Origin of the sequence: Nonomuraea sp. NPDC048881, assembly GCF_040649795.1 — a bacterium.
GTDB lineage: Bacteria > Actinomycetota > Actinomycetes > Streptosporangiales > Streptosporangiaceae > Nonomuraea.
Map to the genome: position 1 here is coordinate 78,326 of NZ_JBEZGC010000025.1, position 18,422 is coordinate 96,747.

Annotated in this window: 19 protein-coding genes; 13 read left to right on the plus strand and 6 right to left on the minus strand. The window is 76.3% G+C overall.

Translation table 11 applies throughout. From position 1 onward, the window contains the following. Positions 1-111 precede the first annotated feature (111 nt). Positions 112-432, plus strand: coding sequence for a hypothetical protein (locus AB0C33_RS46030; RefSeq protein WP_358300458.1), 321 nt, complete (start codon positions 112-114; stop codon positions 430-432). A 27-nt stretch (positions 433-459) separates the two neighbouring features. After that, entirely contained in the window at positions 460-1,146 is a 687-nt protein-coding gene (locus AB0C33_RS46035; RefSeq protein WP_358300461.1) for a hypothetical protein, read from the plus strand. Between the two features lie 56 nt (positions 1,147-1,202). Here the strand turns inward: AB0C33_RS46035 and AB0C33_RS46040 are convergent, their stop codons facing one another. From AB0C33_RS46040 to AB0C33_RS46055, 4 genes are all read right to left on the minus strand, one after another. Then, on the minus strand, positions 1,203-3,809 hold the full coding sequence (locus AB0C33_RS46040; protein ID WP_358300464.1) for a LuxR C-terminal-related transcriptional regulator: 2,607 nt from the start codon (positions 3,807-3,809) through the stop codon (positions 1,203-1,205). Positions 3,810-3,903: 94 nt separating this feature from the next. Then, positions 3,904-4,545 carry an SDR family oxidoreductase gene (locus AB0C33_RS46045; protein WP_352329358.1) on the minus strand — a complete coding sequence of 214 codons (642 nt, stop codon included), beginning with the start codon at positions 4,543-4,545 and terminating at the stop codon, positions 3,904-3,906. After that, a complete protein-coding gene (locus AB0C33_RS46050; RefSeq protein ID WP_358300467.1) occupies positions 4,542-5,375 on the minus strand; it encodes an SGNH/GDSL hydrolase family protein in 834 nt (277 codons plus the stop codon). Before AB0C33_RS46050 ends, AB0C33_RS46045 begins: the two co-directional genes overlap by 4 nt. A gap of 55 nt (positions 5,376-5,430) precedes the next feature. Then, positions 5,431-6,207: an SDR family NAD(P)-dependent oxidoreductase gene (locus AB0C33_RS46055; protein WP_358300470.1), complete on the minus strand. Its 777-nt coding sequence runs from the start codon at positions 6,205-6,207 to the stop codon at positions 5,431-5,433. Between the two features lie 69 nt (positions 6,208-6,276). Between AB0C33_RS46055 and AB0C33_RS46060 the strand changes: the two genes are divergently transcribed. Then, entirely contained in the window at positions 6,277-6,744 is a 468-nt protein-coding gene (locus AB0C33_RS46060) for a MarR family transcriptional regulator (RefSeq protein ID WP_358300473.1), read from the plus strand. 122 nt (positions 6,745-6,866) lie between these two features. Beyond that, the gene (locus AB0C33_RS46065) at positions 6,867-7,622 is read left to right on the plus strand and encodes a sigma 54 modulation/S30EA ribosomal C-terminal domain-containing protein (protein WP_358300476.1); all 756 of its coding nucleotides are present in this window, start codon (positions 6,867-6,869) and stop codon (positions 7,620-7,622) included. Positions 7,623-7,673: 51 nt separating this feature from the next. On the opposite strand, the gene AB0C33_RS46070 is transcribed toward AB0C33_RS46065, so the two are convergent. Then, the gene (locus tag AB0C33_RS46070; protein ID WP_358300479.1) at positions 7,674-8,099 is read right to left on the minus strand and encodes a pyridoxamine 5'-phosphate oxidase family protein; all 426 of its coding nucleotides are present in this window, start codon (positions 8,097-8,099) and stop codon (positions 7,674-7,676) included. Between the two features lie 211 nt (positions 8,100-8,310). Between AB0C33_RS46070 and AB0C33_RS46075 the strand changes: the two genes are divergently transcribed. The 9 genes from AB0C33_RS46075 (at position 8,311) to AB0C33_RS46115 (ending at position 17,892) form a co-directional block, all read left to right on the plus strand. Next, entirely contained in the window at positions 8,311-9,477 is a 1,167-nt protein-coding gene (locus AB0C33_RS46075) for a globin domain-containing protein (RefSeq protein WP_358300482.1), read from the plus strand. 73 nt (positions 9,478-9,550) lie between these two features. Then, positions 9,551-10,042, plus strand: coding sequence for a hypothetical protein (locus AB0C33_RS46080; RefSeq protein ID WP_358300485.1), 492 nt, complete (start codon positions 9,551-9,553; stop codon positions 10,040-10,042). Positions 10,043-10,057: 15 nt separating this feature from the next. Beyond that, a complete protein-coding gene (locus AB0C33_RS46085; protein ID WP_358300487.1) occupies positions 10,058-10,615 on the plus strand; it encodes a hemerythrin domain-containing protein in 558 nt (185 codons plus the stop codon). Beyond that, positions 10,608-12,035, plus strand: a complete 1,428-nt coding sequence (locus tag AB0C33_RS46090; RefSeq protein ID WP_358300490.1) for a nitronate monooxygenase — start codon at positions 10,608-10,610, stop codon at positions 12,033-12,035. Before AB0C33_RS46085 ends, AB0C33_RS46090 begins: the two co-directional genes overlap by 8 nt. Next, positions 12,032-13,222: a TIGR04053 family radical SAM/SPASM domain-containing protein gene (locus AB0C33_RS46095; protein ID WP_358300493.1), complete on the plus strand. Its 1,191-nt coding sequence runs from the start codon at positions 12,032-12,034 to the stop codon at positions 13,220-13,222. The genes AB0C33_RS46090 and AB0C33_RS46095 overlap by 4 nt, the downstream gene beginning before the upstream one ends. 7 nt (positions 13,223-13,229) lie before the next feature. Then, positions 13,230-13,601, plus strand: a complete 372-nt coding sequence (locus tag AB0C33_RS46100) for a hypothetical protein (RefSeq protein WP_358300496.1) — start codon at positions 13,230-13,232, stop codon at positions 13,599-13,601. Further along, positions 13,598-14,035 (plus strand): hypothetical protein, encoded by a 438-nt coding sequence (locus AB0C33_RS46105; RefSeq protein WP_358300499.1) that lies wholly within the window; start codon positions 13,598-13,600, stop codon positions 14,033-14,035. Before AB0C33_RS46100 ends, AB0C33_RS46105 begins: the two co-directional genes overlap by 4 nt. 110 nt (positions 14,036-14,145) lie before the next feature. Further along, positions 14,146-15,141, plus strand: coding sequence for a hypothetical protein (locus AB0C33_RS46110; protein WP_358300502.1), 996 nt, complete (start codon positions 14,146-14,148; stop codon positions 15,139-15,141). Between the two features lie 57 nt (positions 15,142-15,198). Next, positions 15,199-17,892: a multicopper oxidase domain-containing protein gene (locus AB0C33_RS46115; protein ID WP_358300505.1), complete on the plus strand. Its 2,694-nt coding sequence runs from the start codon at positions 15,199-15,201 to the stop codon at positions 17,890-17,892. Positions 17,893-17,949: 57 nt separating this feature from the next. Here AB0C33_RS46115 and AB0C33_RS46120 read toward each other — a convergent pair whose 3' ends face one another. Next, positions 17,950-18,399 carry a hemerythrin domain-containing protein gene (locus AB0C33_RS46120; protein ID WP_358300507.1) on the minus strand — a complete coding sequence of 150 codons (450 nt, stop codon included), beginning with the start codon at positions 18,397-18,399 and terminating at the stop codon, positions 17,950-17,952. Positions 18,400-18,422 lie beyond the last annotated feature (23 nt).

Genomic DNA, 18,422 nt, shown 5'->3' on the forward strand with positions numbered 1-18,422 from the left:
GGCCGCCGATGAGTACGGGCGGGCGCGGCTGAGCACGTGCGTGCTCACGACAGGGGACCCGCGGCGCGGCCACCATCGTGGTGCAGGAAGACCACGGCATGGAGGTGGGCGATGCACGACGAGCAGAACGGCGACCGGGAGCCGTCCGTAGGCAGGAGAGGGCTGCTGCGGCTGACGGGGGCGGCCGCGGTGGCCACGACGGCGGCGATGGTCCTGCCGTCCGGGCGGGCCGCGGCGACGCCGGCCGGAGAAGCGCGGACGCAGACGCAGGGGCAGGGGGCGGACGGCTCGGAGGCGCGGGACCGGGACTGGCGGTTGCGCACCGAGCAACTGCGCGCCAACGGCGACAGCCTCCGGCGCAGCGCCGAGCTGACCAGGCAGAGCCTGGCCGGCCAGACGGCCCTGCGGATCCCCGCCGGACCACCCCGCTGACCACAGCCGACACAAGGAGGACGGACCATGACGTTTTTCGCAAGGGTCGGCTGGACGTGGGAGGCCGGCGGCGCGGTCCTGGGCGCCCCCACCGTCGCCCCCGCCGTGCACGACCTGGCCACCGGCCATCTGGCGCTGCGGATGGCGACCAACCGCGGCGCGCCTTCCACCGCGGACCAGATCACCTCGCTGGGCGCGTCGATCGGCGTCCCGCGCAACGAGAACGGGCGCATCGACGGGCCCTCGGTGGCCCAGGTCGGGGCGACGTTCCGGCTGGACCCCGACTCCCGCTTCCACGTCGAGAGGTCGTGGAACTCCTCCGAGCTGTCGGTGACCCTCGCCATCAGCCTGGAGGACCTCACGGCGGGCACCGTCGTCACCGGGCCGGAGTTCGTCATCGCGCGGGACTCGGGGTTCAACGTGGGGGAGAACAAGCTGCTGTTCAGCAACCCGGCGCCGGGCGGGTCGGCGGCGGTCAGCGGCGACTTCGCCTGCGCCGCCCGCCACGACTACCGGGCGTGGATCGACCTGCACGCCCGCGTCAGCGGCGCGGGGTTCGGCGGGAGCGGCGGGTCGGGGGCCGACCTGATCGCCGGCGTCGTCGCGCCCACCCTCTCCTTCCTGTGGTACTTCACGCCGTTGCAGGGGGCCGCGCCGTCGTCGTGGACCCGCGAGGCGACCGCGCCACCCGCCCGCGCCGCCGACCGGGTCTGACGACCGGGTCTGACGACCGGGCCTGGCGACCGGGCCGGGCGGTGCGGTCGCGGCCGTCAGGGGCGCAGGACGTCGCGCAGCTCGCCGCGGCTGGTGACGCCGAGCTTGGCGTAGGCGCGGGCGACGTGGTTGTCGACGGTGCGTTTGGAGATGCCCAGCCGTTCGGCGATCTGCCGGTGGGTCAGGCCGGTCAGCGCCAGCGTCGCCACCTCGCGCTCGCGGGCGGTCAGCTCAGCGGTCGAGGGCAGCCGTTCGGCCAGGGCCAGGCCGGGGCAGCGGCGCAGGTGCTCGGCCGACAGGCCCCAGCAGCGCCGGGCGGTGTGGGCGCGGCCGCGCTCCTGGTGACGGCGCGCGGCGCGGCCGTACCCCTCGGCGGCCAGGGGGTGCAGGCCGAGGCGGGCGAAGTCGCCGGCCGCCGCCTCCAGCGCGGCGGGGTCGCCGGTGCTGATCGCCGCCGCGTATCGCAGGTAGGGGGACTCGCCGCCGTCCGTGGTGGCGGCGGGCGGGGCGGTCCGTACGTCCGCGCCGAGCCGGACGGCGTCGGCCAGGGCGAGCGCGTGCACCGCCGCGGCGCCCATGGCCTGCGCCCGGACGGCGGTCGCGCGGGCCAGGCCGGCCGCGGCGCGGGCGTCGCCCCGGGCGGCGGCCACCCACGGCCGGGCCAGGTCGGCCCACAGCCCGAACATGGTCGCGGGCGGCCACTCCAGGCGGTCGGCGGTGCGTAGCGCGTCCTGCGCGGCGTCGGCCTCACCGGCCAGCGCCTCGGCGTGCGCGACCTCGCCGTAGAGCAGGCGGTGGAGCAGGCGGCCGGTGACGGTGTCGGGCCGATGGAGGACGACGGCCTCGCGCAGCCTGCGCCGGGCCTCCGCCACGTCGCCGGTGAACCGGGCGACCTGGGCCATCGCGATGGCCGCCACCATCAGCGCGTACTCCCAGCCGTGGGCGAGGGCGGCCTCCTGCTCCCGTCCGGCGAGCCGCGCGGCCAGGTCCGTACGGCAGGCCAGGAGCGCGCCCTGCACCTGGACCAGCGCGGTGGTCGGCGGCAGCCACGGCATGTTCTCCACCGCCTCGGCCAGCACGGGATCGCGCGCGTCGTGCGGCGGCGCGGGCGGGCGGCCGCCGTAGGCGCCGGCCAGCTCGTGCGCCAGGCGGGCCTTGACCTCGGCCTCCTTGTTGACCATCCCCGCCCGGAACAGCGGCGGCAGCTCCGACAGCGCCGGGCGCAGGTCGCCGGAGAACGCGGCGAACACCGAGCCCAGGGCCGCCCGCTCCTCGGCGTGCTCCGGGGTCAGGGCCGCGTCGCGGGCGGGCAGCGCGCGATGGGCGGCGGGGTCGCCGAGCCCCCAGAACAGCGTCTCGGCCCGGCCGAACGCGATCTTGTCGTGGTGGTGGCCGGCGGTGGCGACGGCGTCCATGACGTCGAGCATGGCCATGAGCTCGCCGGTGCGCTCGCCCGAGATGAGCACCCGCCACAGGACCTGCGCCGCGCCGACGCCCTGCTCGACGTCGCCGTTCAGCAGGGCCGACTCGGTGGCGGCGCGGGCGAGCTGTTCGGCCAGCGGCAGGTCGAGCAGCGTCCAGGCGCGCCGGGTGGCGATCAGCAGCATGCCGGGCGGCGGCTGGACGCCGGCGTCGAGGCTCCAGCGGACGATGCGCAGCGCGTCGGAGCGGCGGCGGGCCCCCGTGGCGGCGATGGCCTCGGCCAGCACGCGCTTGGCCCTGCGGGTGCGCAGCTCCGGGCAGCCGTCGCGCAGCGCCTCGCCGTACAGGGGGTGGGCCAGGCGCAGCAGGGAGCGGCGGCCGTCGCGCTGGATCCACAGCAGGCCGCGCGCCTCCAGGCGGGTGAGCAGGTCTTCGGGGACGAGCCGGGTGACCACGCCGACCGAGACGGGCTCGGCCAGGGCGAGCAGTTCGAGCGCCCACCGTTCCTCGTCGGCGAGCGCGCCGAGCCGCCTGGCCACCAGCTCGGTCAGCCGGGGGGCGACCAGCCAGGGGCCCTCCCATCGCCACACGCCCTTGGTCTCGGCCAGCGTCCCGGCCTGCATGCCGGCCAGCACGACCTCGCGCAGCAGGAGCGGGTTGCCGGCGGTCAGCTCGTGCAGACGGCGTACGGTGAGCTCGGCCGCCTGGCCGCCGAGCACCTCGTGCAGCACCTGGCCCACCTCGGACGGCGACAGCGCGGCCGGCTCGATCCGCTCGGCCAGCCCTTCGGTCCACAACGCGGCCAGCCACTCGGAGAACGGCTCGCCGGCGCGCAGCACCACCAGCACGAACGCGGCCCGCGTCCGGGCCAGGTGGCGCAGCACGGCCGCCGACTCGTCGTCGAGCAGGTGGGCGTCGTCCACGACGACCACCGCGCGGCGCGACCCGGCCGTCAGGGCCGCGACCATGGCCCGCACCAGCACGCCGCGGCTGGCCACGCCCACGACGCCGTCGGGCACGAGCACGCCGAGCGGGCCGAGCGGCACGTCGGAGTTGCCCGAGGTGGCCGGCACCGAATGCACGACGAACCTGGACGGATCGAGCGTGGCGAGCGCCTCGTACACCAGCCGGCTCTTGCCGACGCCCGGCGGGCCGGTGATCGCCAGCGCGCCGGTCGCCGGATCGCGCAGGGCGGTGGTGACGCGGCCCAGATCGGACTCCCTGCCCACGAACGGCCACATGCCCGCCTCCCGCTGCGTCGTCTGCCGCAGTCTGACACGCCGGACGGGCACGAGTCAGCCGGAATGTCGCCTTCGCCGGCGTTCGCCTGGCGGATCAGGAGCCGCCGGCGATCTCGACGACGGCGTGGCGGTTGTGCTCGTCGGTGAGGTGGTCGAGCAGGTAGTGGGCCAGGTCGGCGCGGGAGATCGAGCCCGCCTTGGCCAGGGGCGCGTTCTCGGCGGTGCGGTAGCGGCCGGTCAGCGGGCCGTCGGTGAGCATCGGCGGGCGCACGATCGTCCAGTCGATGTCGTGGGCGGCGGTGACGGCGGCCTCCATGCGTCTCATGTCGGCGTAGCCGTGCCGGTAGAGGCGCTGGATCACGAAGCGGGTGACCAGGCGGCGGCCCAGCGGCGTGCCCGGCGGGATGTCCAGGCCCGCCGACGACAGGCACAGCAGGCGGCGCACCCCGCCGTCGCGCATGGCGGCGATGACGTTGGCGGTGCCCTGGGAGTAGACGGTGGTGGGGTGGCCGCGGTCGGTGCTGCCCAGGCAGGACAGCACGGCCTCGTGCCCGGCGACGGCCTCCCGCCAGGGGCCGGGGGTGAGCACGTCGCCGCCGATCACGCTCACCCGCTCGCCCGCCGGGACGCGGGCGGGGTCGCGGGCCAGGACGGTGACGTCGTGCCCGGCGGCGACCGCCTGCTCGACCACCTGGCGTCCGGTGCCGCCGGTCGCGCCGAGGACCATCAGCCTCATGCCGCACCGGCCAGGGCCCGTACGACGGCCTCGGCGATCTCGCGCTGGCCCTCGATGCTCAGGTGCACGCCGTCGTCGAGGAAGTGGTGGTCCTCGCGGACGGCGAGCCTGGTGTCCACGGTCGGCTCGGGACGGCCCAGCAGGTGGTCGGCGGTGGCGTCGACGTCCTTGCCGGCCCAGGTGATGCCGGCGCGCCGGAAGTGCGGGTAGGCGGCGGCGCGCGGCTCGTCGAAGGGGCTGGGCGTGAGCCAGACCCAGCGGACGGCCCCCCGCTGCTGGGCCAGGTCGTGCAGCATGGCCAGGTTGCGCTCGGTCTCGGCGGCGCTGACCAGGGTCGGCGCGTCGGGGGCCAGGTGCTGGGCGTCGTTGGCGCCGATCATGCACAGCACCAGGTCGGGCCGCTGGAAGCCGAGGGCGGGGAGCTGGGTGAGCGCCTGGGTGGTGGTGCTGCCGGAGATCGCCAGGTTGGTGAAGCGGACGGCGTCGCCGGGACGGCGCAGCGCGACCAGCTGGCGCAGGATCTCGAACCAGGACAGGCGGTCGGCGGTGGTGCTCTCGCCGAGGGCGACGACGTGGAAGGCGTCGCGGGAGTCGCGGGCGTCTTCGGGGCGCAGGGGCAGCCGGTCGACGGCGTCGGCGAGGCCGGGCCGGGCCAGCAGCGTCTCGGCGGCCTGCCGGGTCTGGTGGTCGAAGGCGTCCAGCAGCGCGCGGTAGGCATCGGCGTCGAGGCCGAACAGGGCGGCGAGGCGGGCCTCGTCCGCGCCGATCAGGTACGGCAGGGCGCCGGGCCGCTGGAACCGGACGAGCCGTTCGGTCATCGGGTCGGTCATGACATGGCCTCCGTCTGGACGGTGGATGCGGGGGACGGGCGGAGCGCGGCGTAGATCACGAGACCCGTCCGCCGGTGAGGTCGAGGGTCGCCCCGGTCACCCAGGAGGCGGCGGGCGAGGCGAGGTAGAGGACGGCCTGGGCGACGTCGGCGGGACGGCCGACGCGCCCGAGCGGGAAGGCCGCGGCGAGCTGGGCGAGCCGCTCGGCGGGCAGCGCGGCGAGCTTGTCGTTGAGCACGGCCGAGGGCGCCAGGCAGTTGACCCGCACGCCGTCGCCGCCCACCTCGGCGGCCAGGTGCCGGGCGAACATGACCACGCCCGCCTTGGCGGCGGCGTAGGCGGCGTTGGCGCCTCCGGGCTGCCGGCCCGCGGTGGACGACATCAGGATGATCGACCCGGCGCGCCGCTCCAGCATGCCCGGCAGGAACTCGTGGACGGTGAGGAACACCGAGGTCAGGTCGGACTCCAGCACGGCGCGCCAGCGGCCGGGGTCGAGCCCCGCGGTCGGCGCGGGCGCGCCCTGCCCGCCGGCGAAGGGGGCCAGGATCTCCACCGGCCCGAGCGCGGCCTCCACCTCGGCGCGGATGCGGGCCAGGGCGCCGGTGTCGGTCACGTCGCCGGGCGCGGCCAGCGCCCGGCCGCCCTCGGCGGTGATCGAGGCGACGACGCGGTCCACCGCCTCGGTGTCGCGGCCGGTGACCGCGACCCGGACGCCGTTGGCGGCCAGCGCGTGGCAGGTCGCCGCGCCGATGCCGCGGGAACCGCCGGTGACGAGGGCGACCTTGCCCTCCAGTCCTGGATGTCTGGGCCAGTCAGGCCGGTCGGTGGTCATCGCATATTGCTTCTCTCTAGAGAAAGGTTCACCCTTGTGAAAGGTTCTGTGCGGAGTACAGTATGCGCTGTGTCCGCGCCCCGCAACCGCCCGATGGGCGTCGCCTTCCTGCTCGCGCAGCTCGGCGCGCACGCCGCCGGCCGGTTCGCCGCGCGGGTCGCCGAGCTCGGCCTGTCGCCGTCCGACGTCGGGCTGCTGCGGATGATCGCCCTCCAGCCGGGCCGCAGCCAGCAGTCGCTCGCCGCCGACCTCGGCGTCGTGCCCAGCCGGGTCACCGCGCTGCTCGACCCGCTCGACCGGGCCGGCCTGGTGGAGCGGCGCCGCTCGGCCGGCGACCGCCGCAACCACGAGCTGCACCTGACCGAGCAGGGCGCGAAGGTGATGGAGGACATCAGGAGGACCGCGATGGCGCACGAGGCCGACCTGACCTCGTGCCTCAGCCCCGACCAGCGCGGCGAGCTGCTCGCCCTGCTGGAGCTGGTCGCCGCCGACCAGGGCCTGACGCCGGGCGTGCATCCCGGCTACCGCCGTTCCTGAGGCCGCCCGCCGTCCGGCGGGCCGTAGGTCCCCGCGCGGGAGGACCTACGGCTCTGGCCGTCGCGTCCGCCCAGGCCAGAGGCTTGGATCAGCACCACCGGATGCGAAGAAGGTGTTCACGAATGAGGCACAGGCCCATCGCCCTTGACGCCGACGACGTGCAGGTCAGGATCCGCGGCGGCGGCGTGCGCGCGGCCGACGTGCGGCGTGCCCGCCACACCGTGGCCGACCTGACCCGGCTCGCCCACGAGCCGGTGCTCGGCGCGACGGTCAAGCTCGCCGCCACACCGCAGGTCGCGGGGGAGCGGCGGACGGCCGAGGCCGTGGTGGACGTCCAGGGCCGGCTCATCAGGGCCCGGGCCGGCGCCGGCTCCACCCGCGCCGCCATCCACCTGCTCGGCGACCGGCTGCGGGCGCGGCTGCTGGAGAGCGCCCGGGACTGGGAGAACCGGCGCGGCCGCCACCCCCGTCCGCCCCACCCCGCCCCGCCCGCCGGGGAACGCCGGATCGTCCGGACCTATACGGCCGCCCGCGCCGTGCCCGACGAGGCGGCGGTGGACATGGACGACCTCGACTACGACTTCCTGCTGTTCACCGAGACCGTGACCGGCCAGGACAGCGTGATCTACCGCACCGGCGACGGCTACCGCCTCGCCCAGCTCGACCCCCGTCCCGACCTGCCGGCGCCGACCTGCGCGGGGATCTCGGTCAGCCCGCTGCCCGCCCCCCGCCTCACCGCCGGGCAGGCCCTCGACCGGCTGGAGCTGACCGGTTTCCCGTTCGTCTTCTTCGCCGACTCCGCCACCGGGGCGGGCTGCCTCCTCTACCGCCGCGACGACGGGGACTACGGCCTGGTGACCACCGCGCACGAGGACTGAGCGCCGGCGCCGCCCCCGGCCAGGGGGCGGCGCCGCCCGTTCAAGGACCCGTCACCCGACGGCCGCGCGGGCGGGCGCGATGCGGCGGCCGGAGATCTGCTCGGCCTCCACCACGATGTAGTGGTCCCGGTCGCCCGGCGCCCACGTCGTCAGCGGCAGCTCAGCCAGGCGGGCCAGCTCGGCGGCGTCGGTCACCTCGCGCGCGTGCCCCACCGCCGTGACCGACCAGCCGGTACGCCGCCCGGCGTCGAAGTCGTCGGCCTCGAAGGCCACCACGGCCCGCCGGGTGGCCGCCGCCAGCTTCGACCCCGTCGCGGTGCGGATCACGATGGACCGCCCGTCGAGGCAGAAGTTCACCGGCTGGACGGCGGGCAGGGCACGATCGGTGAACACGATCCGCCCGATGGGCATCGAGGACAGCAGCAGGAAGCACTCCTCCTCGGAGAGCACCTGCAGTCCGGACGAGTCGAGCTGCATGCTCTCCAGGATCCCCCACCGCCCCCGCCCGCGGCAGGGACGAAAGTCCCATCTTTCCCGGCGACCGGCCCGCGGACGGCCGGATGTCCCGTCCGGGACCTTCGGCCCGTCAAGTGCGGACGTTCGCCCCGGTCAGCGGCCGGGCCCCGCTCCCTAGCCTGGGGTCCGGCCCGCGGTCGCGGGTCTCACCCCTGGGACTGTGGAGGTCACAATGTTGTCCGCGGAATCCGCCGCCGTCGTGCGCGCCACGCTGCCCGTCGTGGGCGCCTCGCTCGACGCCATCACCGAGCGGTTCTACGCGACGATGTTCGCCGACCGGCCCGAGCTGCTGGACGGCCTGTTCAACCGCGGCAACCAGGCCAGCGGCGAGCAGCGCAAGGCGCTGGCCGCCTCCGTCGCCGCCTTCGCCACCACCCTCCTGGACCACCCCGACCAGCGGCCCGACCACCTGCTCGCGCGCATCGCGCACAAGCACACCGCGGTCGGCGTCACCGACGACCAGTACGTGATCGTGCACAAGTACCTGTTCGGCGCGATCGCCGAGGTGCTGGGCGAGGCCGTCACCCCGCAGGTCGCCGCCGCCTGGGACGAGGTGTACTGGCTGATGGCCGGCGCCCTGATCGCGATGGAGGCCCGCCTCTACGCCGACGCCGGCGCCGTCGAGGGCCGCACGTGGCGGCGCTGGCGGGTGGCCGGCCGCCGCGAGGAGACGCCCGACGTCGCCTCCTTCCTGCTCACCCCGCTCGGCGAGGAGCCCCCGCCGCCCGCCCGCCCCGGCCAGTACGTCAGCGTCCAGGTCGAGATGCCCGACGGCGTGCGCCAGCTGCGCCAGTACACGCTGTCCAACGCCGGCGACGGCCTGCGCCGGATCACCGTCAAGCGCGTGGACGGCGACCCCGCCGGCGAGGTGTCCACCCTGCTGCACGCCACCGTGCGCCAGGGCGACGAGCTCACCCTGTCGGCGCCCTTCGGCGACGTCACCCTGGACGACTCCGAGGCGCCGCTGGTGCTGGTGAGCGCCGGCATCGGCGGCACCCCCATGGTCGCCATGCTCGACCACCTCGCCGCCACCGGCTCCCGCCGCCGCGTCCTGGCCCTGCACGCCGACCGCTCGCCCGACCGGCACGCGCTGCGCGAGGACATGACCCGCCTGGCCCCCGAGCACGTCTTCTGGTACGAGCACGGCGCCCAGGCCCCCGACCGCGACGGCCTGATGGACCTCGGCGGCGTGCCGATCCCGCAGGGCGCGGTCGCCTACCTGTGCGGGCCGCTGCCCTTCATGCGCGAGGCGCGCGCCGCACTGCTGAAGGCCGGCGTGGCGGCCCGCGACGTGCACTACGAGGTCTTCGGGCCCGACCTGTGGCTCGCCGCCGGCTGACCGCCCGCCCCGGCGGCCCGCCCGCCGGCCCACCCGCCGGTCCACCGGCGATCCACGTGACCAGGAGGATGAGATGAGCGTTGTCCGAGGCGCGGCGAGAGCGCTGCTGGGCGCCGCCGGCGCCGCGATGGCGGCCGCCGGCCCCGTCATGGCCGCCCGAGGCGTCCAGGCGCGCGGCGAGATCCGCGACGAGCTGCGCCGGCAGGCCATCAGTTTCCCCGGCAAGGGGCTGCCCGCCGAGCTCGCCGCCCACGAGGGCCGCGCCGTCCTGACCGGCCCGCAGGCCAGGGCCTACGCCCAGGTGATCGGCCGCAACGTGCTGACCGCCACCGGCGGCCGGACGTACGCGCAGGTCAGCGCCGAGCTGTTCGCGGCGGGCGGCGCGGACGCCGAGCTGGAGAGCCTGCGGCAGACCGCCTTCACCGGCCAGATGCTGCGCGCCTCCCTGCTCAACGCCTACCAGGCCTGGCAGCTCGGCAACCTGGCCATCGGCCTCGGCGGGCTGCTGACGCTCACCGGCGCCGCCCTGCTGACCTGCGGCGCCACCCTCGCCGCCGACGAGTGACGGGGGACGGGAACCATGCGACCGGCGACGTCCGGAACCATCCAGCTGGAGGACTGTGTGCTGTCCATCGGCCATCACTTCACCGAGACCTTCCACGCCGAGCACCGCGAGGTCAGGGACCTGCTGCTCGCGCTGATCGACGCCTTCGGCGCCGGCGACGCGGCGCGGGCCGGGAAACTGGTGGCGGCCCTGTCGGCGGCCGTCGGGCCGCACTTCCGCTACGAGGAGGAGGCCATGTACCCCGGCCTGACGTCCGTCCTCGGCGCGCACTACGTGGACAAGCTGCTCAGCGACCACGACGACACGATCCGCAACATCCGCGAGCTGGCCGAGCTGGCCGACCTGGCCGCGGTCGACGGCCTGGGCGAGATCGACGAGAACCAGGCCGCCTGGGGCGTCGCCCTGGCACGGGAGATCCTGCCGCACGTCAGCGACTGCGACGGCCTGTCGCTCATGGTCGAGACGCTGCCCGAGGACGACGTCGTGCACATCCTGGCCACCCGCGAGGTGGCCAGGGAGATCAACGCCGACGTGCTCACCTGGGCCGGCACGCTGCGGGCGCGGCGTGTCTGAGGCCGGGCTCCCCGTCCTGATCCAGGGCGGCATGGGCGTCGCGGTGTCCGGGTGGCGGCTGGCGCGCGCGGTCGCCCGTACCGGGCAGCTCGGCGTGGTGTCGGGCACCGCCCTGGACGTCACCCTGGCCCGCCGCCTCCAGCGCGGCGACCCCGGCGGCGACCTGCGCCGGGCACTGGCCGGTTTCCCCATCCCCGAGATCGCCGAACGAGTGCTCGGACGCTGGTTCGTGCCCGGCGGGATCGCGCCCGGCACGCCGTACCGGCCGGTGCCCCGGCTCGGGCTTCGGCCCAGCCGGGCCCGCGACGAGCTGGCCGTGGTCGCCAACTTCGCCGAGGTCTTCCTGGCCAAGCAGGGCCACGACGGGCCGGTCGGCGTCAACTACCTGGAGAAGATCCAGCTCGCCACGCCCGCCGCCGCCTACGGCGCGATGCTGGCGGGCGTCGACTACGTGCTGATGGGCGCCGGCATCCCGGCGGAGATCCCGGCGCTGCTCGACGCCTTCGCCGCCCACCGCCCGGCCGAGCTCACCGTCGCGGTGGCCGACGCCGGCGACGCCCGCCACACGGTCGGCCTCGACCCGGCCGCGCTGTGGCCCGGGGCTGTCCCGGCCGGGCCGCTGCGGCGTCCCAAGCTGCTGGCGATCGTCTCCTCGCACGTGCTGGCCGCCTACCTGGCCCGCTCGCCGGTGACCAGGCCCGACGGGTTCGTCCTGGAGACGCCGGTGGCCGGCGGGCACAGCGCTCCGCCGCGCGGCCGGCTGGTGCTCGACGAGCGCGGCGAACCCGTCCACGGGCCGCGCGACGAGGCCGACACCGTCAAGGTCGCCGCGATCGGGCTGCCGTTCTGGCTGGCCGGCGGCTACGCCACCCCCGGCGGCGCGGCCGGCGCGCGGGCCACCGGCGCCGCCGGCATCCAGGTCGGGACGGCGTTCGCGCTGTGCCGGGAGTCGGGCCTCGACGACGGCCTGCGGCGGCGCATGCTGGGCCGGGCCCGCCAGGGCGCGCTGGAGGTGCGCAACGACCCGCGCGCCTCGCCCACCGGCTTCCCGTTCAAGGTCGCGGGCCTGCCCGGCACCCTGTCGGAGCCCGAGGTGTTCGACCGGCGTCCCCGGCTGTGCGACCTGGGCTACCTGCGCACCCCGTACCTCAGGCCCGGCGGCGCGATCGGCTACCGCTGCCCCGCCGAACCCGTGGACGCCTACGTCCGCAAGGGCCGGCCCGCCGAGGAGGCCGAGGGCCGCCAGTGCCTGTGCAACGGACTGACCGCCGCCATCGGCCTGGGCCAGCACCGCGCCGACGGCTACCACGAGCCCGCCCTGCTCACCCTGGGCCAGGACCTCGGCTTCCTGGACGGCCTGCCCGACGATCACTCGGCCGCCGACGTCGTGGACCACCTCCTGCGAGGAGCACCCGCATGACCGCACCACCCGGCGGGCGGCCGCTGCGCCGCGTCCGGCGCGACGTCGCCGCCGGCCCGTTCATCGTGATCTGGGAGGCCACCCGCGCCTGCCCGCTGGCCTGCCTGCACTGCCGCGCCGAAGCCGTGCCCGACCGGCACCCGGCGGAGCTGACCACCGAGGAGGCGTACCGGCTCATCGGCCAGGTGGCGGACTTCGGCACGCCCCCGCCGCTGTTCGTGATCACCGGCGGCGACCCGTTCGAGCGGCCCGACCTGCTCGACCTGGTCCGCCACGCCCGCGCCCGCGGCCTGGCCCCGGCCGTGTCCCCGTCGGCCACCCCCGCCCTCGCCCCGGCCAACCTCGCCCGGCTGCGCGAGGCCGGGGGCGCCGCCGTCTCGCTCAGCCTCGACGGCGCGACCGCGCCCGTCCACGACGCCTTCCGCGGCTACGACGGCGTGTTCACCCGCACCCTGCGCGCCTGGCGGGCGGCCCGCGAAGCCGGGCTCAAGGTGCAGATCAACACCACCGTGACCCGCCACAACCTGGCGAGCCTGCCGGACATCGCCGCCCTGGTACGCCGGGAGGGCGCGCTGCTGTGGAGCGTGTTCTTCCTCGTGCCCACCGGCCGGGGCCGCGACCTGTCGGCCCTGACCCCGCAGGAGACCGAGGACGTGCTGCACTTCGTGCACGACGTCGGCACCGCGATCCCGGTCAAGACCACCGAGGCGCACCACTTCCGGCGGGTCGCCGTGCAACGGCTCATCCTGGCCGGACAGGGCGTGGACCACGCCGAGGCGCTCCGGCTCGGCCCGCTCTACCACACCCTGCGGCGACGCGCCGAACAGGCCGGGCTGATCGAGGAGCGGCGCACCCGCCGCCCGCCCGTCGACGTCAACGCCGGACGCGGGTTCGTCTTCGTCTCCCACACCGGGACCGTGCACCCCTCGAGCTTCCTCCCGCTGGACGCCGGGAACGTGCGGGACCGGCCCCTGACCGGGATCTACCGTTCCTCGCCGCTGTTCACCGCGCTGCGCGACCCCGACCGGCTGACCGGCCGCTGCGGCGCGTGCGAGTTCCGCACGATCTGCGGCGGCTCCCGCTCCCGCGCCTACGCTTGCTCGGGGGACGTCCTCGGCGAGGAGCCGTGGTGCGCCTACGAGCCCGGCAGCTTCCCCTACCAGAAGGAACTGGCCGCCCATGTGTGAGCCGCCCGTGCATGACAGGAGAAGGGCCGGCGCGCTGGCCGCGCCCTACGACACGATGCTGGCCGCCTACGCCGCCGCGCTGGCCGGCTCGCCGCTGGCCGCCTCCAGCAAGGCCAGCTACCTGCGCCGCGTCGGCCGCTACCTGACCTGGGTCGCCGCCGCCTCCGACCGCGGCCTGCTGGCGGGCGAGCCGCTGGCCGACACGACCGTGGCCGTCCGCACCGCCCACGCCTACCACGGCGAGCTGCACGGCCGCTACGCCCCCAGCACGATCAACAGCACCCTGGCCGCGCTGGAGGACTTCTACGCCCGGCTCCACCTCGGCGCGACCGGCATCCCGCGCCGGCCGGCGCCCGGCGACCGGGCGGGCGCGCGATGACCTGGTGGGCGGTGGTGCGCTTCCTGCACGTGCTGGGGGCCGCGCTGTGGGTCGGCGGCCAGCTCGCCGTCTCCCTCGTCCTGCTGCCCCTGGCCCGGCGCCTGCTGGACGACGAGCGCCGCGCCCTGGTGCTCGGCGCCGTCGGCCGCCGGTTCGGGCTGCTCACCGCCGCCCTGTTCCTGCCCCTCCAGCTCGCCACCGGCGTGGCCATCGCCTGGCACAAGGGCGTCACCTGGGCCTCGCTCGCCGAACCCGGCTACGGCCGCGTCCTGGCCGCCAAGCTCCTGCTGTTCTGCGCCGTCATGGCCGCCGCCGCCCTGCACGGCTGGGCCGCCGCCCGCGCCCGACCCCGCCTGGCCCGGACGATGGCCGTCAGCGCCCTGGTGGGGTCGATCGGCGTCGTGCTGCTGGCCGCCGCGCTGCCCGCCACCTGATCATGGCCGATCGGAGGCGCGGAAAGGGACTTTGGTCCCTGACGGCGGCACCGCCGGCCGCGCCATCGTGGAGACATGCCCGCAGCAACCGACGTGCCGGGAGCCCCGCGATGACCGGCGCCGGCCTCGCCCGCCCCTGGGACGGACCCTTCACCTCACATGCCGGCGTGCGCCGGATCGTCGCCGCCGCCGTCGCGGCGCCCTCGGTGCACAACACCCAGCCCTGGCGCTTCCGCCGCCTCGACGACGCCACCATGGAGCTGTACGCCGACCTCGACCGGCTGCTCGCCGTCACCGACCCCCTGGGACGCGGGCTCGGCATCAGCTGCGGGGCCGCGCTGTTCAACCTGCGGCTGGCGGTCCGGATGACCGGGCACGACCCCGGCGTCCTGCCGCTGCCCGACCCGGGCGGCCGGCCCGAGCTGCTGGCGACCGTGCGGGCCACGCCCGGCGGGCCGCCCACTTCCGACGAGCGGCTGCTGCACGACATGATCCCGCACCGGCGCACCAACCGCTTCCCCTTCGAGCGCCGCCCGCTGCCCAGGGACGTCCTGCTCGACCTGGTCAACGCCGCCCACGACGAGGACGCCACGCTGCTCCTCGTCAAGGGCGGGACGGCCAGGCGGGTCCTGGACATGGTCGCCCTGGCCGACGACACGCTGACGGCCGACGCCGCCTACCGGGCCGAGCTGGCCCGCTGGACCCGGCCGGCAGGCGGCCCCGACGGCGTCCCCGCCCACGCCTTCGGCCCGCGCCCCCGCTCCGGCGAACTGCCCATGCGCGGCTTCGGCGGCGGCGAGGTCGCCGACTTCGAGGCCGAGCCGCAGCTCGTCGCCCTGTTCACCCAGGGGGACGGCCCGCACGACTGGCTGCGCGCCGGGCAGGCCCTGCAACGCGTCCTGCTCACCGCCACCGCGCACGGCGTGGCGGCCTCGATGTTCAGCCAGCCGCTCGACCTGCGCCCGCCGCAGCACCGCGGCGACCGTCCCGGCCCGTTCGGGCACGTGCAGATGCTGATCAGGCTCGGGTACGGGCCGCCGGTCCCGCGCGTCCCCCGGCGCCCGGTGTACGAGGTCCTCGACCGGACGGGGGCGCGGCGTGCCTGAGCGGCGCCGCCCCCGATCCACCGGCCCTCGGCGGCCGCAGACAGGAAGGTGCCCGGAATGCCGGTCGACATCCGGATAGAGAGCGGCAGGCCGATCGACCTGCTGCCGCCGCCGAGGCGGGCCCGCGCGTCCTGGCACCTGCGGGCGAACGCGACCGTCGTGGCCTGGCTGGCGCTGACCGTCGTCGCCGCCCTGGCGGGCGACGCGCTGCCGGCGCCGTCGTGGTTGCTGATCCACGTGTTCCTGCTGGGCGCGGTCAGCACGGCCGTGCTCATCTGGAGCGAGCACTTCACGGTGGCGCTGCTGCGCGTCCGCGGCCCGTCCGAGCGGGGGAGCCTGACCCGGCTGGCCCTGCTCAACACGGCCACGGTCGCCGTGCTGGCCGGGGTGGCGTACGGGCCGTGGCACCTGGCGGCGGCGGGCGCGGCGCTGCTGGCGGGCGTGGTGCTGTGGCACGCGGCCGTCCTGGTCCGGCTCGTCCGCGGCGCGCTGCCCGGCCGGTTCGGCCACGTCATCGGCTGGTACGTCACCGCCGCCTGCGCGCTCGCCGCCGGCGGAACCCTCGGCGGGCTGATGGCCGCCCGGACCGTCCAGGGCGCGCTGCACGAGCGCATGAGCGCCGCCCACTCCCAGGTGAACGTCTTCGGCTGGATCGGGCTCACCGTGCTCGGCACCCTGTTCACCCTGTGGCCGACGGTCCTGCGCACCCGCATGTCGGAACGGACCCGCCGGGCCTCGCGGGCAGGCCTGTGGCTGGCCGCGCCGGGACTGACGGTGGCCGTCGCCGGGCTGCTGGCGGGCTGGCGGTGGGCGGCCCTGGCCGGGCTGGCGGCGTACGCGGCCGGTGGGCTGGCGGTGCTCGTCCCCCTGGGCGACGCGCTGCGGCGCAGGAGGCCGCACACCGGCGCGGCGTGGATGCTGGGCGCGGCCATCGTCTGGTTCGAGGTGGCGCTGGCCGCCGATCTGGTGGTGGTGGCCACCAGGCCGGCGCACCAGGTCGCCGCCGCGCTGGCCCCGCTGCTGCCGCTGGTGCTGGTCGGGTTCGTGGCGCAGGTGCTGCTCGGGTCGCTGCTGCACCTGCTGCCCGCGGTGCTGGGCGGCGGTCCGGCCCGGTTCAAGGAGAACGCGGCGCTGCTGGAACGCGGCTGGCCGGCGCGGCTGGCGGCGCTCAACGTGGGAGTCCCGCTGCTGGTCCTGCCGGTGCCGCGGCCGGTCGCGCTGCTGGGGTGGGCGTCGGTGCTGGCCGCCGCGCTGGCCTTCGTCGCGCTGGCGGCGACCGCCCTGACCCGCCCCCGCCCGCCCGCCGCCTCCCCGCCCGCCGCCTCCCCGCGCGTCGCCTCCCCGGGCGGCGGGGGCGAGGGTGGGCCGGGGCGACGGCGGGCGCTGCCCGCCGTCGCCGGGGTGGTCGCCGGGTGCCTGCTGACGGCCGCCGCGGTCGTCGTCGCCGCGTCCGGCGGGTCAGGACCGGCGACGGTGACCGCGACCGGCTCCCGCACGGTCGAGGTGACGCTGTCCGGGATGCGCATCCGTCCCGCCGTGATCGAGGCCCCCATGGGGACCGTGCTGACGTTGCGCGTCACCAACGCCGACGCCCAGCGGCACGACCTGCGCCTGGCCACCGGCGAACGCACCCCGATGCTGGCCCCCGGCCAGAACGCGACGCTGCGCCTGGCGCCGCTGGGCGGTCCGGTGGACGGCTGGTGCACGGTCGCCGGGCACCGCGCCGCGGGCATGACCATGCGCCTGGCCCCGACCGGCACCTCGGCGGCGCCCCGCCCCCAGGAGGGCACCGGCCACACCGGTCACACGACGACCGAAGCCGCCCCCGCCATGCCCACCATGCCCGCCATGCCCGCCATGCCCGGCCCGCTCGACCTGGCGGCGCCCATGTCGTCCGGCTGGCGACCTCACGACGCGACGCTCAGGCCCGCGCCCGGCGGCACCGAGCACCACGTCGAGATCCGCGCCGACGACCGGCTCGTCCAGGAGGTCGCGCCCGGAGTGCGGCAGCGCGTCTGGACGTTCAACGGCGCCATGCCCGGCCCGGTGCTGCGCGGCAAGGTCGGGGACGTGTTCGTCGTGACGTTCGTCAACGCCGCCACCATGGGCCACGGCATCGACTTCCACGCCGGCGCCACCGCACCCGACGGGCCGATGCGCACGATCCAGCCGGGCGAGCGGCTGACCTACCGCTTCCGCGCCGACTACGCCGGGGCGTGGCTCTACCACTGCTCGACCATGCCGATGACCCAGCACATCGCCAACGGCATGTACGGCGCCGTCGTCATCGACCCGCCGGACCTGCCCAAGGTCGACCGCGAGTACCTGCTGGTCCAGGGCGAGCTGTATCTCGGCGAGCCGGGCGGCCCGGCGCAGGTCGCCAAGATCCGGCAGGGCGCCCCGGACGGCTGGATGTTCAACGGCACCGCCGCCGGCTACGACCACGCCCCGCTGGCGGCCACGGCGGGGGAGCGGGTCCGCATCTGGGCGGTGGCCGCCGGCCCCGGCTCGGGCACGTCGCTGCACGTGGTGGGCGCGCCGTTCGACACGGTCTACAAAGAGGGCGCCTACCGGCTGCGCACCGGGGACGCGGGCGGCGCGCAGGCCCTCGACCTGGCCCCGGCGCAGGGCGGCTTCGCCGAACTGGTCTTCCCGGAGGCGGGCACGTACCCGATCGTGGACCACACGATGCGGCAGGCGGAGGCGGGCGCGCACGGCCTGTTCAAGGTCGGCGCCCCACCGCAGCACTGACCCGCCGGAGGACCGGCCCGCCGCCGCGAGGACGCGTACGCTCGGCCGGTGAGCCGGTCAGCTGGTCGTCGCCGGGGACTGGTCGGGCGTGATGCGGTCCCAGGCGGCCAGAGGCAGCATGATGACGGCCGCCGGGAACAGGCCGTGCTCCTCGTGGTCGATGTGCCAGTGGAGGCGGTCGAGGGCGTCCAGCACGGCGGGCCAGTCGGGCGCGGCCGGGTCGATCGCGCCGAGGATGCCGTGGATGTCGGCGTGCTCGGCGCACAGCCGCTCCACCTCCTCGGCCAGCGACCCCTCGGCGCGCAGCTCGGCGAACAGCCCGCGCTCCTCGGTGTCGGTGTGCGGGACGAGCCGGGCCATCAGGTCCGCCAGCTGCGCCACGGCGTCACCGTGGCGCAGCTCCCCGATCGCGCGGCGCAGCGCCCCCGCGCACTCCTGGATGTCCCAATGCTCCTGGGACAGGCGGCCGATCAGTGGGAACTCCCGGCAGCCGCAGTAATTGCACATGGTCACGTCCTTACAGGAGGGTC